Origin of the sequence: Veillonella sp. VA139 (assembly GCF_003992005.1) — a bacterium.
Classification (GTDB): domain Bacteria; phylum Bacillota; class Negativicutes; order Veillonellales; family Veillonellaceae; genus F0422.
The window spans coordinates 152,326-174,795 of the sequence record NZ_RQVL01000001.1 but is presented as its reverse complement, the minus strand read 5'-3'; the positions used below and the strand labels follow the sequence as shown (position 1 = coordinate 174,795).

Sequence of the window (22,470 nt, the reverse complement as noted above, 5' to 3'; positions counted from 1 at the left end):
TATGAAAGTAGCAATTATTGGTGGCGGTTTAACAGGACTATCGTCCGCCTATTATATGGGTAAGGAATTTCCTGATTGGGAGATTCATGTGTTGGAATCTTCGAATCGTTGGGGTGGTAAGGTGCAAACAAAACGCCGCGATGGCTATGTGGTAGAAGTGGGACCTGATTCCTACTTAGCAAGAAAAACAGCTATGACAGATTTGGTGCAGGAATTGGGATTAGGTGACACCTTGGTGCGTAATGCTACGGGAGAATCCTATATTTATCATCAAGGTCAAATGAAGCCTATTCCAGGAGGCTCTATCATTGGTATCCCTACAGAATTTCTTCCCTTTGCTATGTCCAGTTTATTGAGCTGGTCTGGTAAAGTACGTGCTGGATTAGATATTTTTAAGAAACCATATCCAGGAAACGAGGATATGAGTATCGATGCCTTTTTTCGGTATCATTTAGGGGATGAACTGGTCAATTTATTAATTGAACCTCTATTATCTGGCATCTACGGCGGAGACCTGAAACGATTGAGTTTATTAGGGACTTTCCCAGAGTTTCGTCAATTAGAACAAAAGCATGGAAACTTGGTCAAAGGTATGATGGCTATGCAAGGTATGCGCAAACAATCTGGGGCGGCTACCGAAGGACAATTTGCCCAATTAACGGGAGGGTTAGAATCTTTAGTAGATGCTCTAGTGGAGCAAATGTCGAAGAACGTTTCTTTGCGCACATCGACTGAGGTGCTAGGCGTATCTTACACAGATAAGCGCTATGTAGTGCAAACACAAAACGGTACAGACTCCTACGACCGTCTTGTGATTACCACGCCACCGAAAGCCTATGAAAGATTTTTCAAAGATGATACAAATTTTGAAGGCTTGCGCCATATGGAACAATCTTCTTGTGCCATTGTGATTATGAGTTTGCCGAAGTCAGCGTTTACAAAACCATTGCAAGGCACAGGCTTTGTGATTACTCGCAGCACAGAGATACCATTAACGGCATGTACTTACATTTCTAGTAAGTGGCCGCAAACGACACCACAAGACAAGGTGGTACTTCGCGTCTTTTTAGGAAAACCTACAGACTCTACGGTAGATACGCATAGTGAAGAAGAACTGTGTGAATTGGCGCTTTCAGAAATACGAAATATATTGAAGTTTACAGGAAATCCAGAATGGATGGAAGTAGTGCGGTTACAAAAAAGTATGCCCCAATATGAAGTGGGTCATAAAGATAGAATCGCAACAATCATGGAACATGTGGCACAGAACTACCCAGGATTGGCATTGATTGGCACGCCATTTAAAGGGGTAGGTATGCCAGATGGCATCAAACAAGCATATGAATTAGTAGAAGCATGGAAAGAAGAAACTAAGGAGGTAGTTCCTATGGATACACATACAGAATCTAACCACGGACATCATGGAGCAGGTCCAGTGGAGGGGCGTCTAGAACCTAATTATGGTCATCATGGAGCAGTGTCTATGGAAGGACGTCCAGAAATAACAGGACTAGAAAAAGTACCTGAAACGTACGAAGGTTGGTTTAGCTTACACGCTAATTATTCCATCAATTTTGAAAAATGGAGAATTTGGTCTGGTGAGCAACAAATTGAAGCATTGCAATCTTTCAAAGCGTTTATTGGGAATTTAGAAACAGCTCATGAGGCCCATACAAGTAGCTATGCTATGTACCAAATTAATGGTCACAAGGGAGATATTATGTTTTGGTTCTTGCAACCAAGCTTGCAAGAGTTGAACGAAGTAGAATTGACACTAAAAAAATTACCAATCTTTAGTGTATTACAGCCAGAATCTTCTTTCGTATCTGTCATTGAAGTAAGTAATTATGTGAAATCTCCGAAAGACCATCCAAAAGTACAAGCCCGTTTATACCCTAAAATTCCAAGATTAGCTTGTATGTGTTTTTACCCTATGGCTAAGCAACGCAACTTGACAGATAATTGGTATATGTTAGATCGTCAAAGCCGTGGTAGCATGATGCGTTCTCATGGTCAAATTGGTAAAAAATATGAGGATACGATCAAAGAGTTTACTACAGGTGCGTTTGGCATGGATGATTGGGAATGGGGCATTACCTTGATGAGTGATGATCCAATTCAGTTTAAAAAAATCGTCAATGAAATGCGTTTTGATGAAGTGAGCGCTCGTTTTGGTATCTTCGGTCCATTTACGATTGGGACGATTCTGGATATGGATGGTATAGATCATCTGTTTTCCTAATGTATCAATAGGGTATTAAACTATAGAGTGATGAAATTGCGACAGGTTTGCATACCAGTACCATACTGGATTGTATAACCTGTCGTTTTTTTTGCTTTTCGCCAATGTGGTGGCTACTCATCTTAGAGTTGCGACTGTTAAGCTATTTTTGTACCAGTTTGGATGGAACGATTTATATCTTAGTGACACTAATACAGTAGTTATATGTTGTTATATGGTATAATGAAAGATATGATGAAGGAGTGATGTTATGAAATTGTTAGCTATAGACTTAGATGATACGCTGTTACGTGATGATAATACCGTGTCTGATTATACAAAAGCAGTGCTAAAAAAAACACAGCACAAGGGAATTGAGGTACTCATTGCCACAGGTCGTATGTACCAAACGGCATATCCCGTAGCACATCGTTTAGGCTTAGGTGATGTACCGATGGTATTGTATTCTGGCGGAGTTATCCAACGTGTGGAAAGCAAGGAACTTATTTGGGAACGAGCTATACCACCAGAGGTAGCGCGTAAAGTATTAGCCATCACGAAAGAGCATAATATCTATATTCAGTCATATATTGATGACGAATTATTAGTACACAGTGAAACAGAGTTTTCTCGTCTTTATGAAGAGATTACAGGTGCCAAGGCTGTGTACGTAGGAGATGCGATCTATGAACCTCAAAAGGGAACGAATAAATTATTAGTGGTGGAAGAACCTGAACGCATGACAGAGGTGATTGCTATTCTTTCCAAAGAAGTTGGCCATATGGTTGATTTAGTTCGGTCTAAGGTAAATTTTTTAGAAATCGTAGCGCCTCACGTGTCCAAAGGAGAAGCCTTGGCTTTCATGGGCGAACGATTGGGTATCGGCTTAGAAGATATGGTATCCTTTGGTAATTCGGAGAATGATATTTCTATGTTACAAGTGACGGGTCATTCTGTGGCAGTAGGAAATGCAGAGGATCATGTGAAGACAATTGCCAAAGAAGTATGCGACACAAATGAAAATGATGGGGTCGCTAAATGGATTGAAGCGCATGTGTTATAAATTTTGTAGGAGGGCCTCATGGAAGGGTTTCGTTTAATCATCGTGACCGGTATGTCCGGAGCAGGTAAAACACAAGTGATGCAAGTTTTGGAAGATATGGGATATTTTTGTATCGACAATATTCCTCCTGTGTTAATTCCTAAGTTTAGTGAAATTTGTCGTCAAAGTGCAGGTACTAAAGTGAGTCAAGTAGCACTAGTGGTAGATATCCGTAGTCGTGAATTTTTTGATGATGTAAACAGTGCCTTAGAAGATTTGACGGCGATGAATGTGCCTTATGAAATTGTATTTATGGAAGCTAGCGATGATACTTTGATTCGTCGGTATAAAGAAACACGTCGCAGTCACCCATTGGCACCATCAGGACGTATTAGTACGGGGCTTTCACAAGAACGGACCTTATTAGCGGATGTACGCAGCAAAGCAGATCATATTATTGATACCACAAATATGAAAACATCTGCCTTAAAATCGTTTATGCGCCGTACCTTTAGCCATGTGAAAGAACAAACTGATGGCATGGCGATTACAGTGGTAAGTTTTGGTTTTAAATTTGGCATGCCTACTGATGCGGATATGGTATGGGATGTACGATTCTTACCGAACCCGTATTACATTCCTGAATATCGTCATAAATCGGGACGTGTACCAGTGGTGAAAGATTACATTCACTCCTTTGAAGTAACGGATGAATTTAAAAAGCATTTCTTTACGACACTGGATTTCCTTGTGCCAAACTATGAACAAGAGGGAAAAAGCCAATTTGTGGTAGCTGTAGGCTGTACAGGCGGTATGCATCGTAGCGTAGCAATGGCAGAGGCGTTGTATACACATTTGAAAGAAAAAGGCTGTAATGTTTCCGTGGAACATCGTGATATGATGCGTAATCATGTAGAAGAAGATGTGAATCCACGTTCTCAATTAGACCTATAAAAGAAAGGAGTGGGACGATTTCTTCGTCTCTCAAGCCTATGAAACATAATAATTGGATGCGCTGGTTTGCGCCAGGCATTAATATTAAGCGGTGGCTATTCCTATTTTCTTTAGGCACGATTTGGCTGGTAGTAGGTGTCCTTATGATGATGAACTACCAGTGGATTAGCAACTTTGAAGATATTTTCTTAGAATTTTTATTCCATCTCACAGGATCCTATAACTATACGGTCATAGCCAGTCTTGGTTTAGCAGGTATTGTGGCGGGTATAGTAGCTATGTTGTGGGGAATACGTAAGCTCATTCAGACCATTGTGAATGCGATTTTGCCGAATACAGAAGATGGTGTGAGTGATTATATTTTTGAAAAAATTCGTTTAGGACAAGGACCAAAAATCGTAGTTATCGGTGGTGGCACAGGATTGTCTATGCTATTGCGGGGGCTAAAAAGTAAAACCACGAATTTAACGGCTATCGTCACAGTAGCAGACGATGGAGGTTCTTCTGGGCGTTTGCGGGAAGACTTTCAAATGATTGCTCCTGGAGATTTACGCAACTGTTTAGTAGCATTAGCGGAAAAAGAAGGCCTTATGGAAGAACTCTTTCAGTATCGATTTACTAAAGGAGCAGAATTATCTGGACATAGTTTTGGAAATTTGTTCTTAACAGCTATGACTCAAGTGCTGAAAGATGATGTGGAACAAGCCCTAGAAGCCTCTAGCAAGATTTTGCGAGTTCGAGGACGTGTTATTCCATCATCTACAGAAGAAATCAAACTGATTGCAAAATTGACGGATGGCACTATCGTAGAAGGGGAAAGTAATATCCCTAATGGGGGTAAGCCAATTGCGAAGGTCTATACGGAACCTCATCGACCATCTCCTGTAGGAGCGGCCTTACAAGCCATTGATGAAGCCGATGCCATTATTTTAGGCCCCGGCAGTTTATATACTTCGGTAATGCCAAACCTATTGATTGATAAGGTAGCAGATCACATTGCTAATTCTAAAGCGGCTAAGATTTATATTTGCAATGTGATGACGCAGCCAGGTGAAACAGATGGGTATACTGTATCTGACCATGTGAAAGCCATTGAAGCCCACAGTGAGGTAGGGATTATTGATACGGTTCTTGTGAATGATAATCGCATCCAAGATACCACATTAGAACATTACAAACAAGCTGGTCAAGAACCAGTAGACGTAGATATGGACGTGTTGCAATCGATGGGGGTTCGTACAATTCGAGCAAATCTAGTAGATAGCCAAGATAAAGCAGTTCATAATTCTGAACGGTTAGCGAAAGTGGTCATGGATGTTGTCTATGCTTTACAGACAGATATTGAACCACATATTTTAGAATATTACTTACAACGAGAAGATCATTAACTATGAAAGTAGAGCCTCTAGAGGCTCTACTTTCTAGTAGAAATAGTAAAGGAGAGGCTATGTCATTTGCAGAAGATGTAAAAAATGAATTGTGCCAATTTAAAACAGAAGATGCGTGGGCATCCAAGGTAGAGGCCTCTTGTTTATTACGGATGGGAGGGTCTATCTTGCTAGGCATGCAAGGACGCGTAGGGGTTCGTTTGGTGACGGCCAATAATGCCGTAGCTAGACGGGTGCTAGGAATTATTAAAGAACAGTATGATTTGCCTACCTCTGTACTAGTGCGTAAAGGGCTAAACCTACGCAAAAAGAACATGTACACGTTGACGGTAGAACCATCAGATCCGAGCCGTCTTGCCTTAGAGGATTTACATTTATGGCCTGTAGATGCCATGATTCCTGATGCATGGCTAAAAGATATGGAGTCTAGACGAGCCTTTTTGAGAGGGGCCTTTCTTGGTTGCGGTTCCGTAAATAAACCACAAAGTGATTACCATTTAGAGTTTATGACAACGAAAGAAAATTTTGCTGATCAGATTATTCGGGTATTAAAAATGTTTCGCCTCAATGCTCGAAAGGTAGAGCGGAAAGAAGAATTTGTAGTGTATTTAAAAGAAGGCGATGCGGTGACGTCCTGTTTACAAATCATGGGAGCTCAATCGGCATTGATGAATTTTGAAAATGTGCGCATCATGAAAGATGTACGTAATACCATAAATCGTCAAGTAAACTGTGAAACTGCAAATCTACAGAAAACGGTGAATGCAGCAGTGCGACAATTAGATGCCATTCGTATTATTGATAAGCATCAAGGACTTGATTCGCTACCAGTTCGTCTTTATGAGGCGGCCATGTTGCGCCAAGAATTTCCAGATGGCAGTTTGCAAGAATTAGTAGATGCCTATGAAACAAAATATAAACGAGAATTGACAAAATCTGGTATTGGACATCGTTTGCGTAAATTAGAAGCCATCGCCTTACAGTGGGAGCCAGATGGCCTTACGATAGAATAGAGGAACTATGAAATTAATGAACAGAATGACATGGAAACAGTGGTTACTAGGTAGTGTATTAGCCTTATTAGGTCTAGGTACTAACTATGGGCAAGCACCCAAAACTGTCAATATTGATGACTATACATTTACGCCCCTAGCAGTGAAAACTGTAAAAGAGATAGATACATTATTATTGTCCGATAGTCCTGAATATGTAAAAGAGCCTGGGATTGTTGCAGCAGGTACATTACACGGAAAAAGTCGTATTTACTTTTACCATGTGAATGAACGAACAGAACCTATGAAAGTAGGTATTTTATTGGAAAATAAGGGGAATGCACCAGCATTTGTAGAGATTGAACGAGCTATCTATGCCAAACCAAGTCCAGACTATTTTAAAGTGGGACGAGAACTTTCTAAAAAAGAAATACATACGGCAGAATTAGATTTGGGAACTTGGGCACAAGAAGGAGTCAACATTCCCATTCGATCTAAGGTGATGAGAAAAGACATTAAACAACAAAAAGAGAGGCTTGTTCAATCTCGAAAAATAAAGTTAAAGTATGTGGAAGAAGAAATCAAAAAAGATACCACATCACGAATTATTTCTTTAGTATCACAAGAGACCAATGCGAAGGAATTTGTATTACGCCCTGGGGAAGTACGATCTATTTTCACTGAGTTGGAAAAAGTTTTGTTGAAGCAAGATGATTTATTTAGCGGTATCGTCGATCTTTCAACTTCGGAACCAGTCTATGCTTCTGTGGCGGTGATGGAACCTAAGTCAACAGTTACCTATGGTTTGCCGTTGTTACCAATTCATCCTATGGATGATGTAGAGTTGCGAGGCACTTATGAAGGGATGCGTCGATTCCATGAGGTGGAGCCAACATTCAATAGCGATGCAGGTCCTGCAAGCTTTGAAATTGCCAATGACCGAGAAGATGCTTTCATTAGCGGTGTTGATGAAACGACAAATGACAAAGTGGTAAGAAATAAAGGGAATTATGGTGTTTCTAATGTATATGTGTTGCATACAGAAGGGAAAACACCGTATGCCTTGTATATTAACCCATTAGGAGGTGCGTTCAGCGGTACATTCAGGATTACATCATCTAAAGGTGCACATACCTATGATGTGCCTCTAAAAGGTCCGTACTTGGGGCATCAAACTATTTATGACACACAGCTGCTAGATGTATTTGATAAACCAGAAGATTTACTATTAGAATATATGTCACCAGGAGCGTCGAATTTACCAGTGAGGTTTTTGTTGATTCCTCAAGTTGCAAAAGAGTTAAAAAATGATCGAAAATCATCAGAGTATGTAACGAATCTAGTCAATAGGATTTTGGGAAAATAATCGGAATTAAGAAAAAACAATCCAAAAAGACACTTTCAAATAAAGCGATTAAAAATATTAAATATAAAAAAATATCTATGTAGTTAAGGGAAAATATGCAAATTGAATTGACTTCATACAAATTAAAATAATCCAGTTAGATAAATTATATATTGACAATCATTGCCAACTATTCATATAATAAATAATAGTAATGATACTCAGATTACAGTAGGTAATGTAGTTCGGCAAAGAAGCCCGTTTGTTAGTCTTGTGAAACGGCAAATGGGCTTTTTTAAAAGGAGGAACATGAGTCAAAATAGTATACATAGGATGGAAAAGTTTAAACCTAAAGTGATGGATTTAGATATGTTGTCTGCCACTGATGTAGAACATGGCACTATTTATGAGATGAACACACCTCATGGGAAGGCAAAGATGCATAGTTATCCTGTGTTTGGTGGGGTAGAATTAACTTTCCAAGAGGTGACTATGAAAGAAATTCGTCACCGTGCAAAACCTTTGGAAGGTATGTTTGAAATCCATTATTGTAGAGAAGGTCGTATTGAGTGTGCTTTTGATAATGGGAAAGTATTATATATGGATGAAAATGATATTTCCGTAGGGTGGAAAGAATCTCCTAGTTATGTGCATTCCACAAAGTTTCCTACCGCTTACTATAAAGGTATCAATTTATCCATTTATATTCCTAAAGCGCAAGAGATGGTGAATAAGTTTGTAGGTCATGATCGGATTGATCTTCGCGACATATGTAATCGTTTTTGTCGTGATTTTGAATTTGGCTTTGTATGTCGGAGGGAATCTAGGTTAAGTGATATTTTTAAAAGTTTATATGATATACCAGAGGAAATACTGCCAAATGTGTTTCAGCTCAAATGTATGGAAATCATATTAATGTTAAGCACTATAACTGGAGATTATGATTGTTGCATGCCATATTTTGAAAAAAGACATGTGGATAGTGTAAAACGTATGCACGAATTTTTGGTGAAAAATTTACATCAAAAACCGACTATTGAAGAATTGGCAAAAAAATATGGATTAGCACCAACTGCATTGAAAAAGTGTTTCAAAGGGATTTATGGTAGCAGCATTCACCAATATATTAAGCATATGCGGATAAAGGAGGCAGCAAAGGACTTAAGAAGTACAGATGATAGTATTCTCAATATAGCTAACCGATATGGCTATGAAAATGCTAGTAAGTTTGCTGAAGCATTTCGGGTTATTACAGGATATAAGCCTAGTGAATATAGGAAGAAAAACAAAATGTCGGAATGGGTTGAATAGAAACTTTTTAGAGTAGAATTGAAATTATTAAATCTGATATGATAGATTTAAGCTGATAAAAATTATCATATTTTAGGGGAGGTAACAACATGGACAGCCTTTTATACATTGTACATTTATTTAACAGCGGTGGATTAGTAATGTATCCATTGGTAATTTTATCAATTATTGTTATTGCTATTGGCATTGAACGATACACGTATTTCAAAGCTAATACTGCATTGCTAAAGGAATTTAGTCATGATGTATATTACGCAGTAAAAGAGAATGATTGGGCGAAAGCAAAAGAGTTATGTGCAGCAAACCAAACGGCAACTGGTCGTATTTTGAATGCAGGCTTAACATACTCCAAGAATGAAACAAGTATGAAAAATGCTTTTTCTGAACAAATGATGATTGAAGCATCTCATTTAAAAATTCATTTGGACTACTTAAGTGCTATCGTAACAATTTCTCCATTGTTAGGGTTGTTAGGTACAGTCTCTGGTATGATTGGTACATTCAGTATCCTTGATAGTGGCTCTGGAGCATCTGCTATTTCTGGTGGTGTTGGTGAAGCCTTGATTGCCACAGCAACTGGTTTATTAGTGGCTATCTTATCATTCTGTGTGTACACATACTTCAGTCATCGTATGGATGCAATTATCAATGATACAGAAACTTTATCTGTAGTGTTATTAAATGGTATGAAAGAACAATGGAGTGATTCTCATGTTTCAAAATAGTCGATTAAAAATGAAACCTGAGTTCATGATTGTGCCAATGATTGATATCATTTTCTTCTTGCTGGTTTTCTTCATGATGAACAGTATTGAAACGGTGGCACAAAAGTCCTTGGGTGTACAATTACCGCAAGCACAAGCAGCGACACAAGTCAAACAAAGTCCTGTGATTTTAACATTGGATAAAGAAGGTCACATTTTGATTGACTCTAAACCATATAGTATCGATGAAGCTCGTAACTACATTACTAGCAAAGTAGGAGAAAATCCAAATACAGCGGTACTATTACAAGCCGATAAAAATACGCAACATGGATTCGTGGTTGCCATTATGGATATGCTAAAAACGATTGGGGTTAAGAAGTTCTCAATTGCTGCTAGCTAGAAAGGATGACACATGGAACAATATATTTCCTGGAAAAAATCCTACATAATCTCCATTGTGATCCACATTCTCCTAGCTGTTGTGTTAGGTCTTGCGTTGGTATCCGTGGTAGAGCATAAACAAACTGAAAATGCTTTTGAAATTGATATGTCTATTTCTGATGATTTGAAAGCATCCGCTGGTGGCGGTGGAGGTGGTGGGGGTGTTTCTTTCCCGAAACCATTGTCGCAAGAAGTAGTACAAGCTAAAGTGCAAGCAGCTCAACAAAGTATTTCTACACAAATCCCTGCAGAAGACGCCTTAAATCTTCCTACATCTCCTACAACATCGACAACAGGAACTGCTGATGGTACATCTACGAATCAAGGTATAGGTGGTGGCTCTGGTGGCGGTAATGGTACTGGTAATGGAACAGGCGATGGAGATGGCAATGGCTCTGGTAGCGGTGGCGGTTCTGGCTCTGGTAGCGGTGGTGGAAATGGAGATGGTGTAGGTACTACATCAGGTAATGCACCGTTTGACTGGGCAGGATTTGTGGCTACTGTACAAGCCCAAGCACAAGGCACATATCCTGCAATGGCGATTAAACGGAATTTACAAGGAAGCGTAAGTGTAAGTGTAACTATTGATGCTAGTGGTAATATAGTGTCCGTTTCAGCGGGCGGTGGTCCAGGCATCTTAAATAGCCATACCCAAGATGTTGTCTATGGTATAGGCAATTATCCAAATGGCAGTGGTACAACAGTATCAAACTCATTTACTGTTTACTATACATTAAATGAGGAATAGTGCGAAGGCGCACCATATAATTCAGGAGGAATTATGGATTTAAAAACTTTATTTGACTCCATGTCGGAGGAACAACGTAATATTCAACTTGGTTTTGATACGGCAACGCCGTTGACGCATGCCTTTACAAGCAAACGTGCGGTACATGCTGGTTTAAGTGGTCGTCCTTTAGAAAAGGATGAAGCACAGCGCGTATGGAATGAATTAATGCAACAACCGCCTGTTCCAGGGCAAATGCAAACGGCATATATTCATATCCCATTCTGCCAAACTAAATGTACTTACTGCGGATTCTATCAACATGCTACGAACCAAGATGCGGAAGATAAATATGTAGATATGTTGTTGAAAGAAATGCAAATGGCTGCCGATCAACCAAGATTCCGTGATGGTTTGATTCACACTATTTTTATTGGTGGTGGTACGCCAACATCCTTATCAGCTAATAATGCAAAACGCATGTTGTTTGCCATTCAAGAATATTTCCCGTTGGCCAATGACTATGAGTTGACATTAGAAGGTCGTATTCATGACTTGGTGCCTGAAAAAATGGATGTATGGATGAGCCATGGTGTAAACCGTATGTCCCTAGGGGTACAATCTTTCCATACTCATGTACGTCGTCAATTGGGACGTTTAGATGATCAAGATACGGTATTGTCTCGATTAGAGCAATTAAAAGCGTACCAACAATGTTCTGTGATTGTAGACTTAATCTATGGTTTGCCAGATCAAACGATGGATGTGTGGATGGAAGATTTAAAACTTCTTGAACAATCAGCAGCAGATGGTATGGATTTGTATCAATTAAATGTCTTTGAAAACAGTGATTTACAAAGCTTAATTGAAAGGGGTAAAGTAAGCCCAGCAGCTACCACTAAAGAACAAGCTTTAATGTATGAAGCAGCTGTAAAATACTTGATGAAACGTGATTTCACTCGTTTAAGTGCAGCCCATTGGAGCCGTGCACCACGTGAACGTTCTATGTATAATACTATGGCGAAAGCTGGATACCCAATGTATCCATTTGGTTGTGGTGCCGGTGGTAATTTAGGTGGATATATGACAATGCTGCACCGTGTATTACCACCATACGAAGCCCTTGTAGAAGAAGGTAAAAAGCCATTTATGGTTCTTATGAAACAATCTGAACTACAAGAGTTCTCTAATTATGTAATCAGTTCCTTGGAACGAGGTGTTTTGAACCTAGACGCTTTAATCGAAATGGATTCAAAATTAGAGGACTTGCGCTGGTTGCTTGATACTTGGGTAACTCGTGGTTTGATGGAATATAACGGCGTACTATATCGCTTAACAACTGCTGGTGGATTCTGGCATGTCAATATTACACAAACCGTTATTGAATGCGTTCAATATATCTTAACAGGTGAGAGCACGTTATTACATGAAAATATCGCAGCTCAAAACCACGGTGGAAAACCAAAAGATCATCCTCATGTAGGTGGTCATCCTGAAGGTGTATCTAAGCATCCACATGGAGCAGGCGGACATCCAGCGGGTATTCCAAAAGGACATCCAGAAGGAGTACCAATGGGAGGACATCCAGCAGGTGTGCCTAAGCATCCACATGGTGCGGGCGGACATCCAGCGGGTATTCCAAAAGGTCATCCAGAAGGAGTACCAATGGGAGGACACCCAGCAAGCGTACCTAAGCATCCACATGGAGCAGGCGGGCATCCAGTGGGTATCCCAAAAGGTCATCCAGGGGATGTTGAAACTACACGTGCTCATGGCACAGTAGGACATAGTCCATTTAAGAAAAATATTTAGGTAGTATCTATTACAGGTGAACTCCTACACACCTTACCAAACCAAACAATATAGTTTCCTGTAATAGTTCTATAGCCACTCATAGAGTGGAATCAGGTATACCAGGTCAAAGTTGGTAGGCTGCATCATACTATAGTACGTTTAAAATCACTTCTGTAATGAGAGTGCAGTATCCGCAGGCAATGCCTGCGGATGTATATCTGATATATGAACATTGTGCCTTGGGCTACAGTGTTATATACAAAATAATGGTATACTATTTATAGTATTTATATGTTATGTAAAAGGAGCGCACTTCTTAGAAGTGTGGAAAATGAATGAAAGCAATCGTAGTTTATTCAAGCCGTACAGGCAATACAAAATTAGTAGCAGAAGCTATGGCAAGTGCTTTGCCTGCTGGTACACCATGTGTATCTGTGAAAGAAGTTCCAGCTGATTTGTCATCTTATGATGTAGTATTTATGGGTTTCTGGGCGGACCAAGGTAATGCTGATAAAGCGGCACAAGCAGTACTTAAAGAAATCAAAAATGAAAAAGTAGCTTTATTCTGTACATTGGGGGTTCCACCAGTATCTCCTCATGCGCAAGAAACTGTAGAAGCAGCTGCAAAATTGTTACCAAATGGTCAAACACCAGTAGGTTATTTCAAATGCCAAGGCAAAGTGGATCCAAAAGTAATCGAAATGATGTACAAAATGTTCCCAGAAGGACATAGCCATGGTAAGAGCGCTGAACGTGATGCCCGTCATGCACAAGCAGCATCTCATCCAGATGAAAATGATTTGGCTAATGCGAAAGCATTTGTTGAAGAAGTGATTGCTAAACTATAAGTTTTCTATCTATGTAATAGATTGCAATACAATAACACTCCGAAGGAGACTGTCAGAAATGGCAGTCTTTTTCACTTGATGACTGCTTGATAGTGTTCCTATAGATAGTATAAAACATACAGAAATATCTTGACGTTTAAGTACTCTTGCTTTATAATACTTATAAGCTTAACGAATCGGTACGAGAGACCGAAGAGCGCACATTTAACCTTTTAAATTAGTCCTGTGAGGCTAGTAAGGGAACGTAGTAGGAGAATTATATATCTATAGGTATACACTAATAGAATCACTATAACTATGCGACCTCTTGCCTTACGGCAAGAGGTCTTTTTGCGTGTATAGAAGTACTATAAAGGAGGCTATGATGGGAGAAATCAGCTTAAAAGGTAAGCACCTATTAGGACTGCAAGGTCGGTCAAAAGAAGAAATTGAACTCATTTTACGTGTAGCTAAAAAAATGAAAAAAATTGTTTTATCGGACAATAAGAAACATCCATTATTAAAAGGTAAATCTATTATTAACTTATTTATGGAGAATAGCACGCGTACAAGAAGTTCCTTTGAGTTAGCAGGTAAATATTTAGGAGCTGATGTTATCAACATTTCCAAGAGCGGTAGCTCTATGGCAAAAGGAGAAAGTTTCCGTGACACATTATTAACTATGTCTTACATGGGAACAGATGCCATCGTAATGCGCTCTGGTGAAGAAGGAGCTCCTTTATATGCTACAAAATGCGTAGATCCCATTATTATCAATGCTGGTGATGGTGCCCATGAACATCCAACACAAGCTTTGTTAGATATGTATTCTATCTTAGAACATAAACCTACATTAGAAGGTTTAAAAGTAGTTATCATAGGCGACATTATGCATAGCCGTGTAGCGCGCTCCAATATTTACGGGTTAAAAACAATGGGTGCTGATGTACATCTAGCTGGCCCACGTACGTTAGTATATCCAGAACTAGAAAAACTGGGTGTTACAGTTCATCATGATGTACGTGAAGCTGTGAAAGATGCAGATGTAGTAAACGTATTGCGTATTCAATTAGAACGGATTCACTCCGCGTTATATCCAAGTAATCGTGAATATGCACGTATCTTTGGTATTAATAAATCTGTCTTAGAAAATGCAAAAGATGATGTATTAATATTGCATCCAGGCCCAATGAATCGTGGTCTTGAAATTTCTCCAGATGTAGCGTATGGTGATGCATCTGCTATTCAAGAACAGGTACGTAATGGTGTAGCCATCCGTATGGCGATTTTATACTTAACAATTATCGGAGGTGACGGTAGTGAGCTTGCTGATTAAAAATGGTACGGTAGTTAACCCGGCAAAAGGACAACATGAAGTAGCAGATATTCTTGTAGAAAATGGTGTAATTGCGGCGATTGGACAAAACTTACAAGCTGACCAAGCAGAAGTGTATGATGCAACAGGCTTAATCGTGGCACCAGGTTTGATTGATATTCACACGCATTTACGTGAACCAGGTCAAGAAGCAAAAGAAGACTTTCACAGTGGTACGCAAGCGGCAGCAGCAGGTGGATTTACACGTGTTGTAACTATGGCAAATACAAACCCTGTTGTAGATAATGCTCCATTAGTACGTGGATTGCGTAAACAAGCCGAATTGACAGGGGTTGTAAAAGTAGATTTTATGGGTGCTGTGTCCAAAGGCTTGCAAGGAAAGGAACTTGCAGAAATGGGTGATATGGCAGAAGCTGGTGTAGTAGGTTTCTCCGATGACGGACATTATGTAGAAAGTGCAGCTTTCATGCGTCGTGCTCTAGAATATTCATCCATGTTTGGAAAAATGGTTGTGGACCATGCCGAAGAATGTAGTTTAACTTGCGAAGGTCATATGCATGAAGGTATCGTTTCCTATGAAATGGGTGTAAAAGGTCGTCCAGCTGTGGCAGAAGATCTAGCAGTAGCTCGTGATATTATGCTAGCAGAAATGACTGGAGGGCATATTCATATTGCACATGTGAGTACAAAAGAAGCTGTGGATCAAGTACGTCGTGCAAAAGCAAAAGGTGTAAAAGTAACATGTGAAGTAACAAGTCAACATTTGGCTTTCACAGACGAATATTTGCGAGATTACAATGCAGATTTCAAAATGGCTCCGCCAATTCGTTCTGAAGATCATCGTCAAGCGTTGTTAGAAGCGTTGCAAGATGGCACGATTGATGCCATAATTACGGACCATGCACCACATGCGTATGAAGAAAAAGACGTAGAATTCTGCTGTGCAGCGAATGGTTTTACAGGATTGGAAACATCCTTTGCGGCAGTAGTTACACATGTATTAAAAACAGGTATCCTCACAATTGATGAAATCATCAATTTGATGAGTACAAAACCAGCTCAATTAATTGGAGTAGACGGTGGCGTGCTAGAAGTAGGTAAACCTGCAGATATTTCAGTGCTTTCCTTAGACGAAACATGGACTGTAGATAGAAACAAATTCTACACTCGTGGTAAATCATGCCCATTTGATGGTATGACAGTCACTGGTAGAGCAAAATTAACAGTAGTAGATGGACAAATTGTAATGAAAGACGGGGTTGTAATCGGGTGACAGGAAAACTGGTATTAGAAAATGGAACTATCTTTGAGGGCACATTGCTGGGGGGCATGCCAATCGTTGGCGAAGTAGTGTTTAATACAGGGATGACAGGATATCAAGAGATTTTAACAGATCCGTCATATGCAGATCAAATTATTACTTTAACGTACCCATTAGTAGGCAATTATGGTGTCACACGTGAGGTAGATCAATCTTCTAAGCCCTATTGCAAGGCAATGATTGTAGGAGAATTGTGTACATTCCCTAGTAATTGGCAAAATGAGGGAACATTTGAGGAATATATGAGAAGCCATGGAATTCCATGCTTATACAATGTGGATACACGTGCAATTACACGTGCTATCCGCAGCCATGGCGTAATGAAAGGGGTTATTTGCCCAACAGATACACCACAAGAGAAAATCGATGCTTTATTAGCACAACCATTAGCGACAGATCATATTATGCGTGTTACTACAAAATGGGAAGGTCGCCGTGGTCAAGATACAGCAGAGTTTCATGTAGCTGTATACGATTTTGGTGTGAAAGAAAATATTCTTCAATCCTTGGAAAATGAAGGGTGTCGATTGACAATTTTCCCAGCTTATACAAAAGCTGAAACAGTGATGGCTTGCAATCCTGACGGAATCTTCTTGTCTAATGGACCGGGAGACCCGAAAGACGTACCTGAAATTGTTGAAGAAATAAAAAAATTAGTAGGCCAAAAACCTATTTTTGGCATTTGCATGGGACATCAATTGATTGCTCGTGCATTTGGTGGTGAAACGTATAAGTTACGTTTTGGTCATCGTGGATCTAACCATCCAGTAAAGGATTTAGATACGAATCGTGTTCATATTACCTCTCAAAATCATGGGTATGCAGTTGATGAAGCGAGCCTAGAAGGTTCTGGATTGCGCGTATCCCATCGCAGTGTGAATGATGGTACTGTAGAAGGATTAGTGCATAATGAATTGCCGATTATGTCGGTACAATATCACCCAGAAGCATCTCCGGGGCCGACTGATAATGTGTATTTGTTTGAACGTTTTAAAACATTGATGAGAAGAGGTTAATGATGGAAAAGAAAAAAGTTCTTGTAATTGGTTCTGGTCCAATTATTATCGGGCAGGCAGCTGAGTTTGATTATGCAGGCACACAGGCTTGTCAATCTCTTCGTGAAGAAGGTTATGAAGTTGTATTAGTGAACTCCAATCCGGCTACCATCATGACAGACCGTGATATTGCGGACCGTGTTTATATTGAGCCGATTTCTTTGGAGTTTGTGACAGAGATTATTCGTAAAGAACGCCCATATGGTGTGTTGGCTACCTTAGGTGGACAAGTTGGCCTCAATATGGCGGTGGAATTGTCAGAGGCAGGAGTTTTAAAAGAGTATGATGTAAAACTCTTAGGAACTACATTAGAGGCTATCAAGCAAGCGGAAGACCGTGAATTGTTTAAAGAGGCGATGAAACGTATCAACCAACCTGTGCCAGAATCTGATATTTTCAGTGATGTGGCAGAAGCGGTAGAATTTGCTAATCGTATCGGATACCCTATCATCATCCGTCCTGCCTATACATTAGGTGGTACAGGTGGCGGTATTGCTCATAACGAAGAAGAAATGTACATGATTGCCCTTCGTGGCATCAAGCTTAGTCCGATCCATCAAATTCTTGTAGAACGATCCGTAGCTGGTTGGAAAGAAGTAGAGTACGAAGTAATGCGTGACCGCGCAGATAACTGTATCATTGTATGTAATATGGAAAATATTGACCCAGTAGGGGTACATACAGGTGATTCGGTGGTAGTGGCACCATCGCAAACATTGAATGATATACAATACCAAATGTTGCGTACTGCCTCTGTCGATATCATTCGTTATCTTGAAATTGAAGGTGGCTGTAATGTGCAATATGCCTTGGACCCATACAGTAATCAATACTATGTTATTGAAGTAAACCCTCGTGTCTCTCGTTCCTCGGCATTGGCTTCCAAAGCGACAGGCTACCCAATTGCTAAGGTAGCAGCGAAGGTTGCCATCGGTATGACCTTAGATGAAATTACAAATGCCGTTACAGGGGAAACTAAAGCGTGCTTTGAACCATCCTTGGACTATGTGGTAACAAAATTTCCTCGTTGGCCATTTGAAAAATTTAATTTGGCGGACCGTACGTTGGGAACGCAAATGAAAGCCACTGGCGAAGTTATGGCTATCGACAGAACCTTGGAAGGGTCTCTGTTAAAAGCTATCCGTTCTCTAGAGATTGGTTTAGACCATATTGAATTGAAAAAGATTGCCCATGAAACACCAGAGCAATTGATTGAACGATTGCAATTAGTGGATGATGAACGTTTGTATGTTATTGCTCAAGCTCTTCGTGTGGGCATTAGTGTAGAAAAAATTTGTTACATAACAAAAATAAACTCTTTCTTCATCAATAAAATCAAAAATATCGTGATGGTGGAAAAAGATTTGGCTACTAATGGTGTAACAGAAGCAAATTTAAACACTGCGAAGCGTTACTCTTTCCCAGACCAAGTCATTGCTAGATATGCAAATTGTAGTGCTGAAGAAGTGTTGGCAAAACGCAATGAATGGAATATTCATCCAACCTATAAATATGTAGATACCTGTGCCGCTGAATTTGAAGCGCACACACCATACTACTACAGTGCTTATGCGAAGGAAGATGAAGTAGTACCACGTGGTGAAAATAGTGTGATCGTTCTTGGTTCTGGCCCTATTCGTATCGGACAAGGGGTAGAATTCGATTATTGCTCGGTTCATTCCTCTTGGGCATTGCGTAAAGCGGGTATGAAATCCATCATTATTAACAATAACCCAGAGACAGTAAGTACAGATTTTGATACATCTGATAGCTTGTACTTTGAACCGTTGACAGTAGATGATGTGATGGAAATTATCCGCAAGGAGAACCCAGTAGGGGTTATCGCTCAGTTCGGTGGACAAACAGCCATTAACTTAGCAGGACCGTTGGCTGCACGAGGTGTAAACATTCTAGGTACATCTGTGGACAGCATTGATATGGCAGAAGACCGTGAACGCTTTGATGAATTGTTGGCAAAATTGGAAATTCCACGTCCAGTGGGAGCTTTGGTGACTAGCGATGAAGAAGCTTTAGAAGCGGCAAAACGCTTGCAATATCCATTGATTGTTCGCCCGTCCTATGTACTAGGTGGTCGTGCGATGGAAATAGTATATAATGACCAAGAATTAGATCGTTATATGAAAGAAGCCGTAGTGGCATCGAAAGATCATCCAGTGTTAATCGACCGTTACATGGTAGGTATGGAAGTAGAAGTGGATGCCATCTCTGATGGTATCGATGTATGTATCCCTGGTATCATGGAACAAGTTGAACGAGCAGGGGTACACTCTGGTGACTCTATCGCCGTATATCCAGCCCAACATTTGACGGAAGAGTTGACAGAACAAATCGTAGACTATACACGCCGTATTGCCATAGGACTTAATGTAAAAGGTGTATTAAATATTCAATATATTGTGGTAAATGGAGAACTTCATGTTATCGAAGTAAATCCACGTTCTAGCCGTACGGTGCCTTTCATTAGTAAAGTAACAGGTATCAACATGGTAGAATATGCGACACGGATTGCCTTAGGAGAAACCTTGGAAAGCTTGGGATTGCCAACGGGATTAGTGCCAGCTCGTCCACATGTGGCGGTGAAAGCACCAGTATTCTCCTTCTCTAAAATGGGCTTAGTAGAAATTGCCCTAGGACCAGAAATGAAATCCACTGGGGAAGTAATGGGTATTGGTCGCACCTATGCGGATGCTTTATTCAAAGCCATCCACGGTGCAAACATGCGTATTCCAGACAAAGGTAATATTCTGATGACTGTAGCAGACCGTGATAAAGAAGAAGCAGCTCGTTTAGCAAAAGGCTTTATCGATCTGGGATACCATATTATGGCTACTGGTGGTACAGGCCGTTACTTCACAGAACATGACGTGGATTGCACTATAGTAAATAAAATTTCTGAAGGTAATCCAAACTGTGCTGACTTCATTCGTGAAGGTAAGGTGGACTTGATGTTGAATACATTAACCTATGGTAAAAAACCAGAGCGTGAAGGATTCCAATTGCGTCGTTTGGCTGTAGAAATGGGCGTACCATGCTTAACATCCTTGGATACAGCTCGTGAAGTCTTACATGTTGTAGCTAGTCGAGCTACCGCAGGCGATGCAATTACAGTAGATGCTGTTCAAGATTATGAAATGGAGTAATCATACATGAGTGGATATGTAGAAATGGGTCGAGTGATTCATAACACCCAAATAGGCAGTGATGTATGGAGAATGTCCGTATATGCACCAAAACAAGCAAAAGAGGCACAACTAGGACAGTTTTGTAATGTTCGTGTTACAGGGGGCACAGCTCCCTTGTTGCGCCGACCTATCAGCTATGCAGGATTTGATGCGAAAGCAGGCACTATCGACTTATTGTATCGTGTGGTAGGTAAGGGCACTGAACTAATGACCAAACTAAAAGAGGGGGATACCTTAGATTGCTTGGGACCATTAGGTCAAGCGTTTACCACTGCAGACCGCATGTTACTCGTAGGTGGTGGTGTTGGAATTGCGCCCATGTTATGTATCGCTGATCGGTTACAACCAGGCCAAGAGGTGCATGTGATATTAGGATTCCGCAATGCAAGCGAATCTTTCTGGGCAGACTTGTTCAAAGATAGCCCAGTGACCGTTCATATCACTACAGATGACGGCTCATTGGGAACCAAAGGATATCCTACGACGGTGATGGAAACACTAATGAAAGAAGAACAGTTTGATGCAGTTTTGACATGTGGTCCTACACCGATGATGAAAGGTGTGGCTGCTGTAGCGCAACAAATGGAAGTGCCTTGCCAAGTGTCTTTAGAGGAACGCATGGGTTGTGGTACTGGCGGTTGCGTAGGCTGTGCTTGTCAAGGTAAAAGTGGTACACGGTATAAAGTATGTAAAGATGGCCCTGTATTCCCTGCTGAGGAGGTGTTTTACTAATGGCTACTGTAGATCCTAAATTAGCAGTGGAGTTCTGTGGTATCTCCATGAAAAATCCTATCGTAGCAGCATCGGGCACCTTTGGGTTCGGATTGGAATACGATGGTTACTTAGACCTCAATACAGAGGTAGGCGCGATTTCTGTAAAAGGTTTAACACCTACCGCTCGACCTGGTAATGCTGGTGTACGTATCGCTGAAACACCATCTGGGGTGTTGAACTGTATTGGATTAGAAAATCCTGGAGCAGAAGCATTTGTAGCAGATATATTGCCAAATTTAAAACAATATGATGTGCCAATTTTTGCCAATATCTCTGGTAATACACTGGAAGAGTATGAATATATGGCAAAAACATTGACTGTCGAAGGTGTAGCAGCCTTAGAGGTCAACATTAGTTGTCCTAATGTAAAATGTGGTGGTATGGCATTTGGTGTACAGGCGGACAGTGCGGCTGCTGTATGTAAAGCGGTAAAAGCACATACAGATTTGCCAGTGATTATGAAATTATCACCGAATGTCACAGACATTGTAGAGATTGCTCGTGCTGTAGAAGCGGCAGGTGCAGATGGTATTAGTATGATTAATACCCTATTAGGGATGTCTGTAGATCTACGGACTCGTAAACCATTATTGGGGAATATCTATGGTGGTTTATCTGGTCCCGCTGTGAAACCAGTGGCATTGCGCTTAACACATCAAGTGGCACAAGCTATTGAAATCCCAATCATGGGGGGAGGCGGTATCATGACTGGTGAAGATGCCTTAGAATTTATGCTAGTAGGAGCTGACATCGTGTCTGTGGGGACGGCAACGATGGTAGATCCACGAGCTATTGGCATCATCGCTAGTGAAATGAGCGCATACTGTGAAAGCCAACATATCGAACATGTATCGAACTTAGTTGGTGGCATTATCATGCCTTAATTAAGAGAAAAATGAATATTTCCAATTATAGGTTTAGAGTGTCAGCGATACATCTAAATCAGAGTGGTTAGTAGGAAATATATCAACATAGGGAAAGACCTAAAGAGGAGAACTTTGAATACAATACAGAAAAGGACTGTTCCAGTGA

The 22,470-nt window shown here is 40.4% G+C and carries 18 protein-coding genes; all 18 read left to right on the top strand.

All coding sequences use genetic code 11. From position 1 onward, the window contains the following. Position 1 precedes the first annotated feature (1 nt). Positions 2 to 2,242, top strand: coding sequence for a protoporphyrinogen oxidase (gene hemG, locus EO125_RS10005; protein WP_240630405.1), 2,241 nt, complete (start codon positions 2 to 4; stop codon positions 2,240 to 2,242). Between the two features lie 250 nt (positions 2,243 to 2,492). Beyond that, on the top strand, positions 2,493 to 3,284 hold the full coding sequence (locus EO125_RS00925; RefSeq protein ID WP_127147233.1) for a Cof-type HAD-IIB family hydrolase: 792 nt from the start codon (positions 2,493 to 2,495) through the stop codon (positions 3,282 to 3,284). An 18-nt stretch (positions 3,285 to 3,302) separates the two neighbouring features. After that, the gene (gene rapZ, locus EO125_RS00920; protein ID WP_127147232.1) at positions 3,303 to 4,217 is read left to right on the top strand and encodes an RNase adapter RapZ; all 915 of its coding nucleotides are present in this window, start codon (positions 3,303 to 3,305) and stop codon (positions 4,215 to 4,217) included. 38 nt (positions 4,218 to 4,255) lie between these two features. Continuing rightward, positions 4,256 to 5,605, top strand: coding sequence for a gluconeogenesis factor YvcK family protein (yvcK, locus tag EO125_RS00915; RefSeq protein ID WP_164726404.1), 1,350 nt, complete (start codon positions 4,256 to 4,258; stop codon positions 5,603 to 5,605). A gap of 59 nt (positions 5,606 to 5,664) precedes the next feature. After that, positions 5,665 to 6,618 (top strand): DNA-binding protein WhiA, encoded by a 954-nt coding sequence (gene whiA, locus EO125_RS00910; protein WP_127147231.1) that lies wholly within the window; start codon positions 5,665 to 5,667, stop codon positions 6,616 to 6,618. A 7-nt stretch (positions 6,619 to 6,625) separates the two neighbouring features. Next, positions 6,626 to 7,963, top strand: coding sequence for a hypothetical protein (locus EO125_RS00905; RefSeq protein WP_127147230.1), 1,338 nt, complete (start codon positions 6,626 to 6,628; stop codon positions 7,961 to 7,963). Between the two features lie 288 nt (positions 7,964 to 8,251). After that, entirely contained in the window at positions 8,252 to 9,253 is a 1,002-nt protein-coding gene (locus tag EO125_RS00900) for an AraC family transcriptional regulator (protein ID WP_164726403.1), read from the top strand. 89 nt (positions 9,254 to 9,342) lie between these two features. Beyond that, entirely contained in the window at positions 9,343 to 9,978 is a 636-nt protein-coding gene (locus EO125_RS00895; RefSeq protein WP_127147228.1) for a MotA/TolQ/ExbB proton channel family protein, read from the top strand. Beyond that, entirely contained in the window at positions 9,965 to 10,360 is a 396-nt protein-coding gene (locus EO125_RS00890; protein ID WP_127147227.1) for a biopolymer transporter ExbD, read from the top strand. Before EO125_RS00895 ends, EO125_RS00890 begins: the two co-directional genes overlap by 14 nt. Positions 10,361 to 10,372: 12 nt before the next feature. After that, positions 10,373 to 11,149, top strand: a complete 777-nt coding sequence (locus tag EO125_RS00885) for an energy transducer TonB (protein WP_127147226.1) — start codon at positions 10,373 to 10,375, stop codon at positions 11,147 to 11,149. A gap of 33 nt (positions 11,150 to 11,182) precedes the next feature. Then, positions 11,183 to 12,940, top strand: coding sequence for a heme anaerobic degradation radical SAM methyltransferase ChuW/HutW (gene hutW / locus EO125_RS00880; protein ID WP_127147225.1), 1,758 nt, complete (start codon positions 11,183 to 11,185; stop codon positions 12,938 to 12,940). Between the two features lie 317 nt (positions 12,941 to 13,257). Further along, positions 13,258 to 13,770 (top strand): flavodoxin family protein, encoded by a 513-nt coding sequence (locus EO125_RS00875; RefSeq protein ID WP_127147224.1) that lies wholly within the window; start codon positions 13,258 to 13,260, stop codon positions 13,768 to 13,770. A 364-nt stretch (positions 13,771 to 14,134) separates the two neighbouring features. Further along, positions 14,135 to 15,085 (top strand): aspartate carbamoyltransferase catalytic subunit, encoded by a 951-nt coding sequence (locus EO125_RS00870; protein ID WP_127147223.1) that lies wholly within the window; start codon positions 14,135 to 14,137, stop codon positions 15,083 to 15,085. Further along, the gene (locus EO125_RS00865; protein ID WP_127147222.1) at positions 15,069 to 16,358 is read left to right on the top strand and encodes a dihydroorotase; all 1,290 of its coding nucleotides are present in this window, start codon (positions 15,069 to 15,071) and stop codon (positions 16,356 to 16,358) included. The genes EO125_RS00870 and EO125_RS00865 overlap by 17 nt, the downstream gene beginning before the upstream one ends. After that, a complete protein-coding gene (carA, locus tag EO125_RS00860) occupies positions 16,355 to 17,422 on the top strand; it encodes a glutamine-hydrolyzing carbamoyl-phosphate synthase small subunit (protein ID WP_127147221.1) in 1,068 nt (355 codons plus the stop codon). The genes EO125_RS00865 and carA overlap by 4 nt, the downstream gene beginning before the upstream one ends. Before the next feature lie 2 nt (positions 17,423 to 17,424). Beyond that, the gene (gene carB, locus EO125_RS00855; protein WP_370447279.1) at positions 17,425 to 20,622 is read left to right on the top strand and encodes a carbamoyl-phosphate synthase large subunit; all 3,198 of its coding nucleotides are present in this window, start codon (positions 17,425 to 17,427) and stop codon (positions 20,620 to 20,622) included. A gap of 6 nt (positions 20,623 to 20,628) precedes the next feature. Continuing rightward, entirely contained in the window at positions 20,629 to 21,396 is a 768-nt protein-coding gene (locus EO125_RS00850) for a dihydroorotate dehydrogenase electron transfer subunit (protein ID WP_127147219.1), read from the top strand. Next, the gene (locus EO125_RS00845) at positions 21,396 to 22,322 is read left to right on the top strand and encodes a dihydroorotate dehydrogenase (RefSeq protein WP_127147218.1); all 927 of its coding nucleotides are present in this window, start codon (positions 21,396 to 21,398) and stop codon (positions 22,320 to 22,322) included. The genes EO125_RS00850 and EO125_RS00845 overlap by 1 nt, the downstream gene beginning before the upstream one ends. Positions 22,323 to 22,470: the final 148 nt, after the last annotated feature.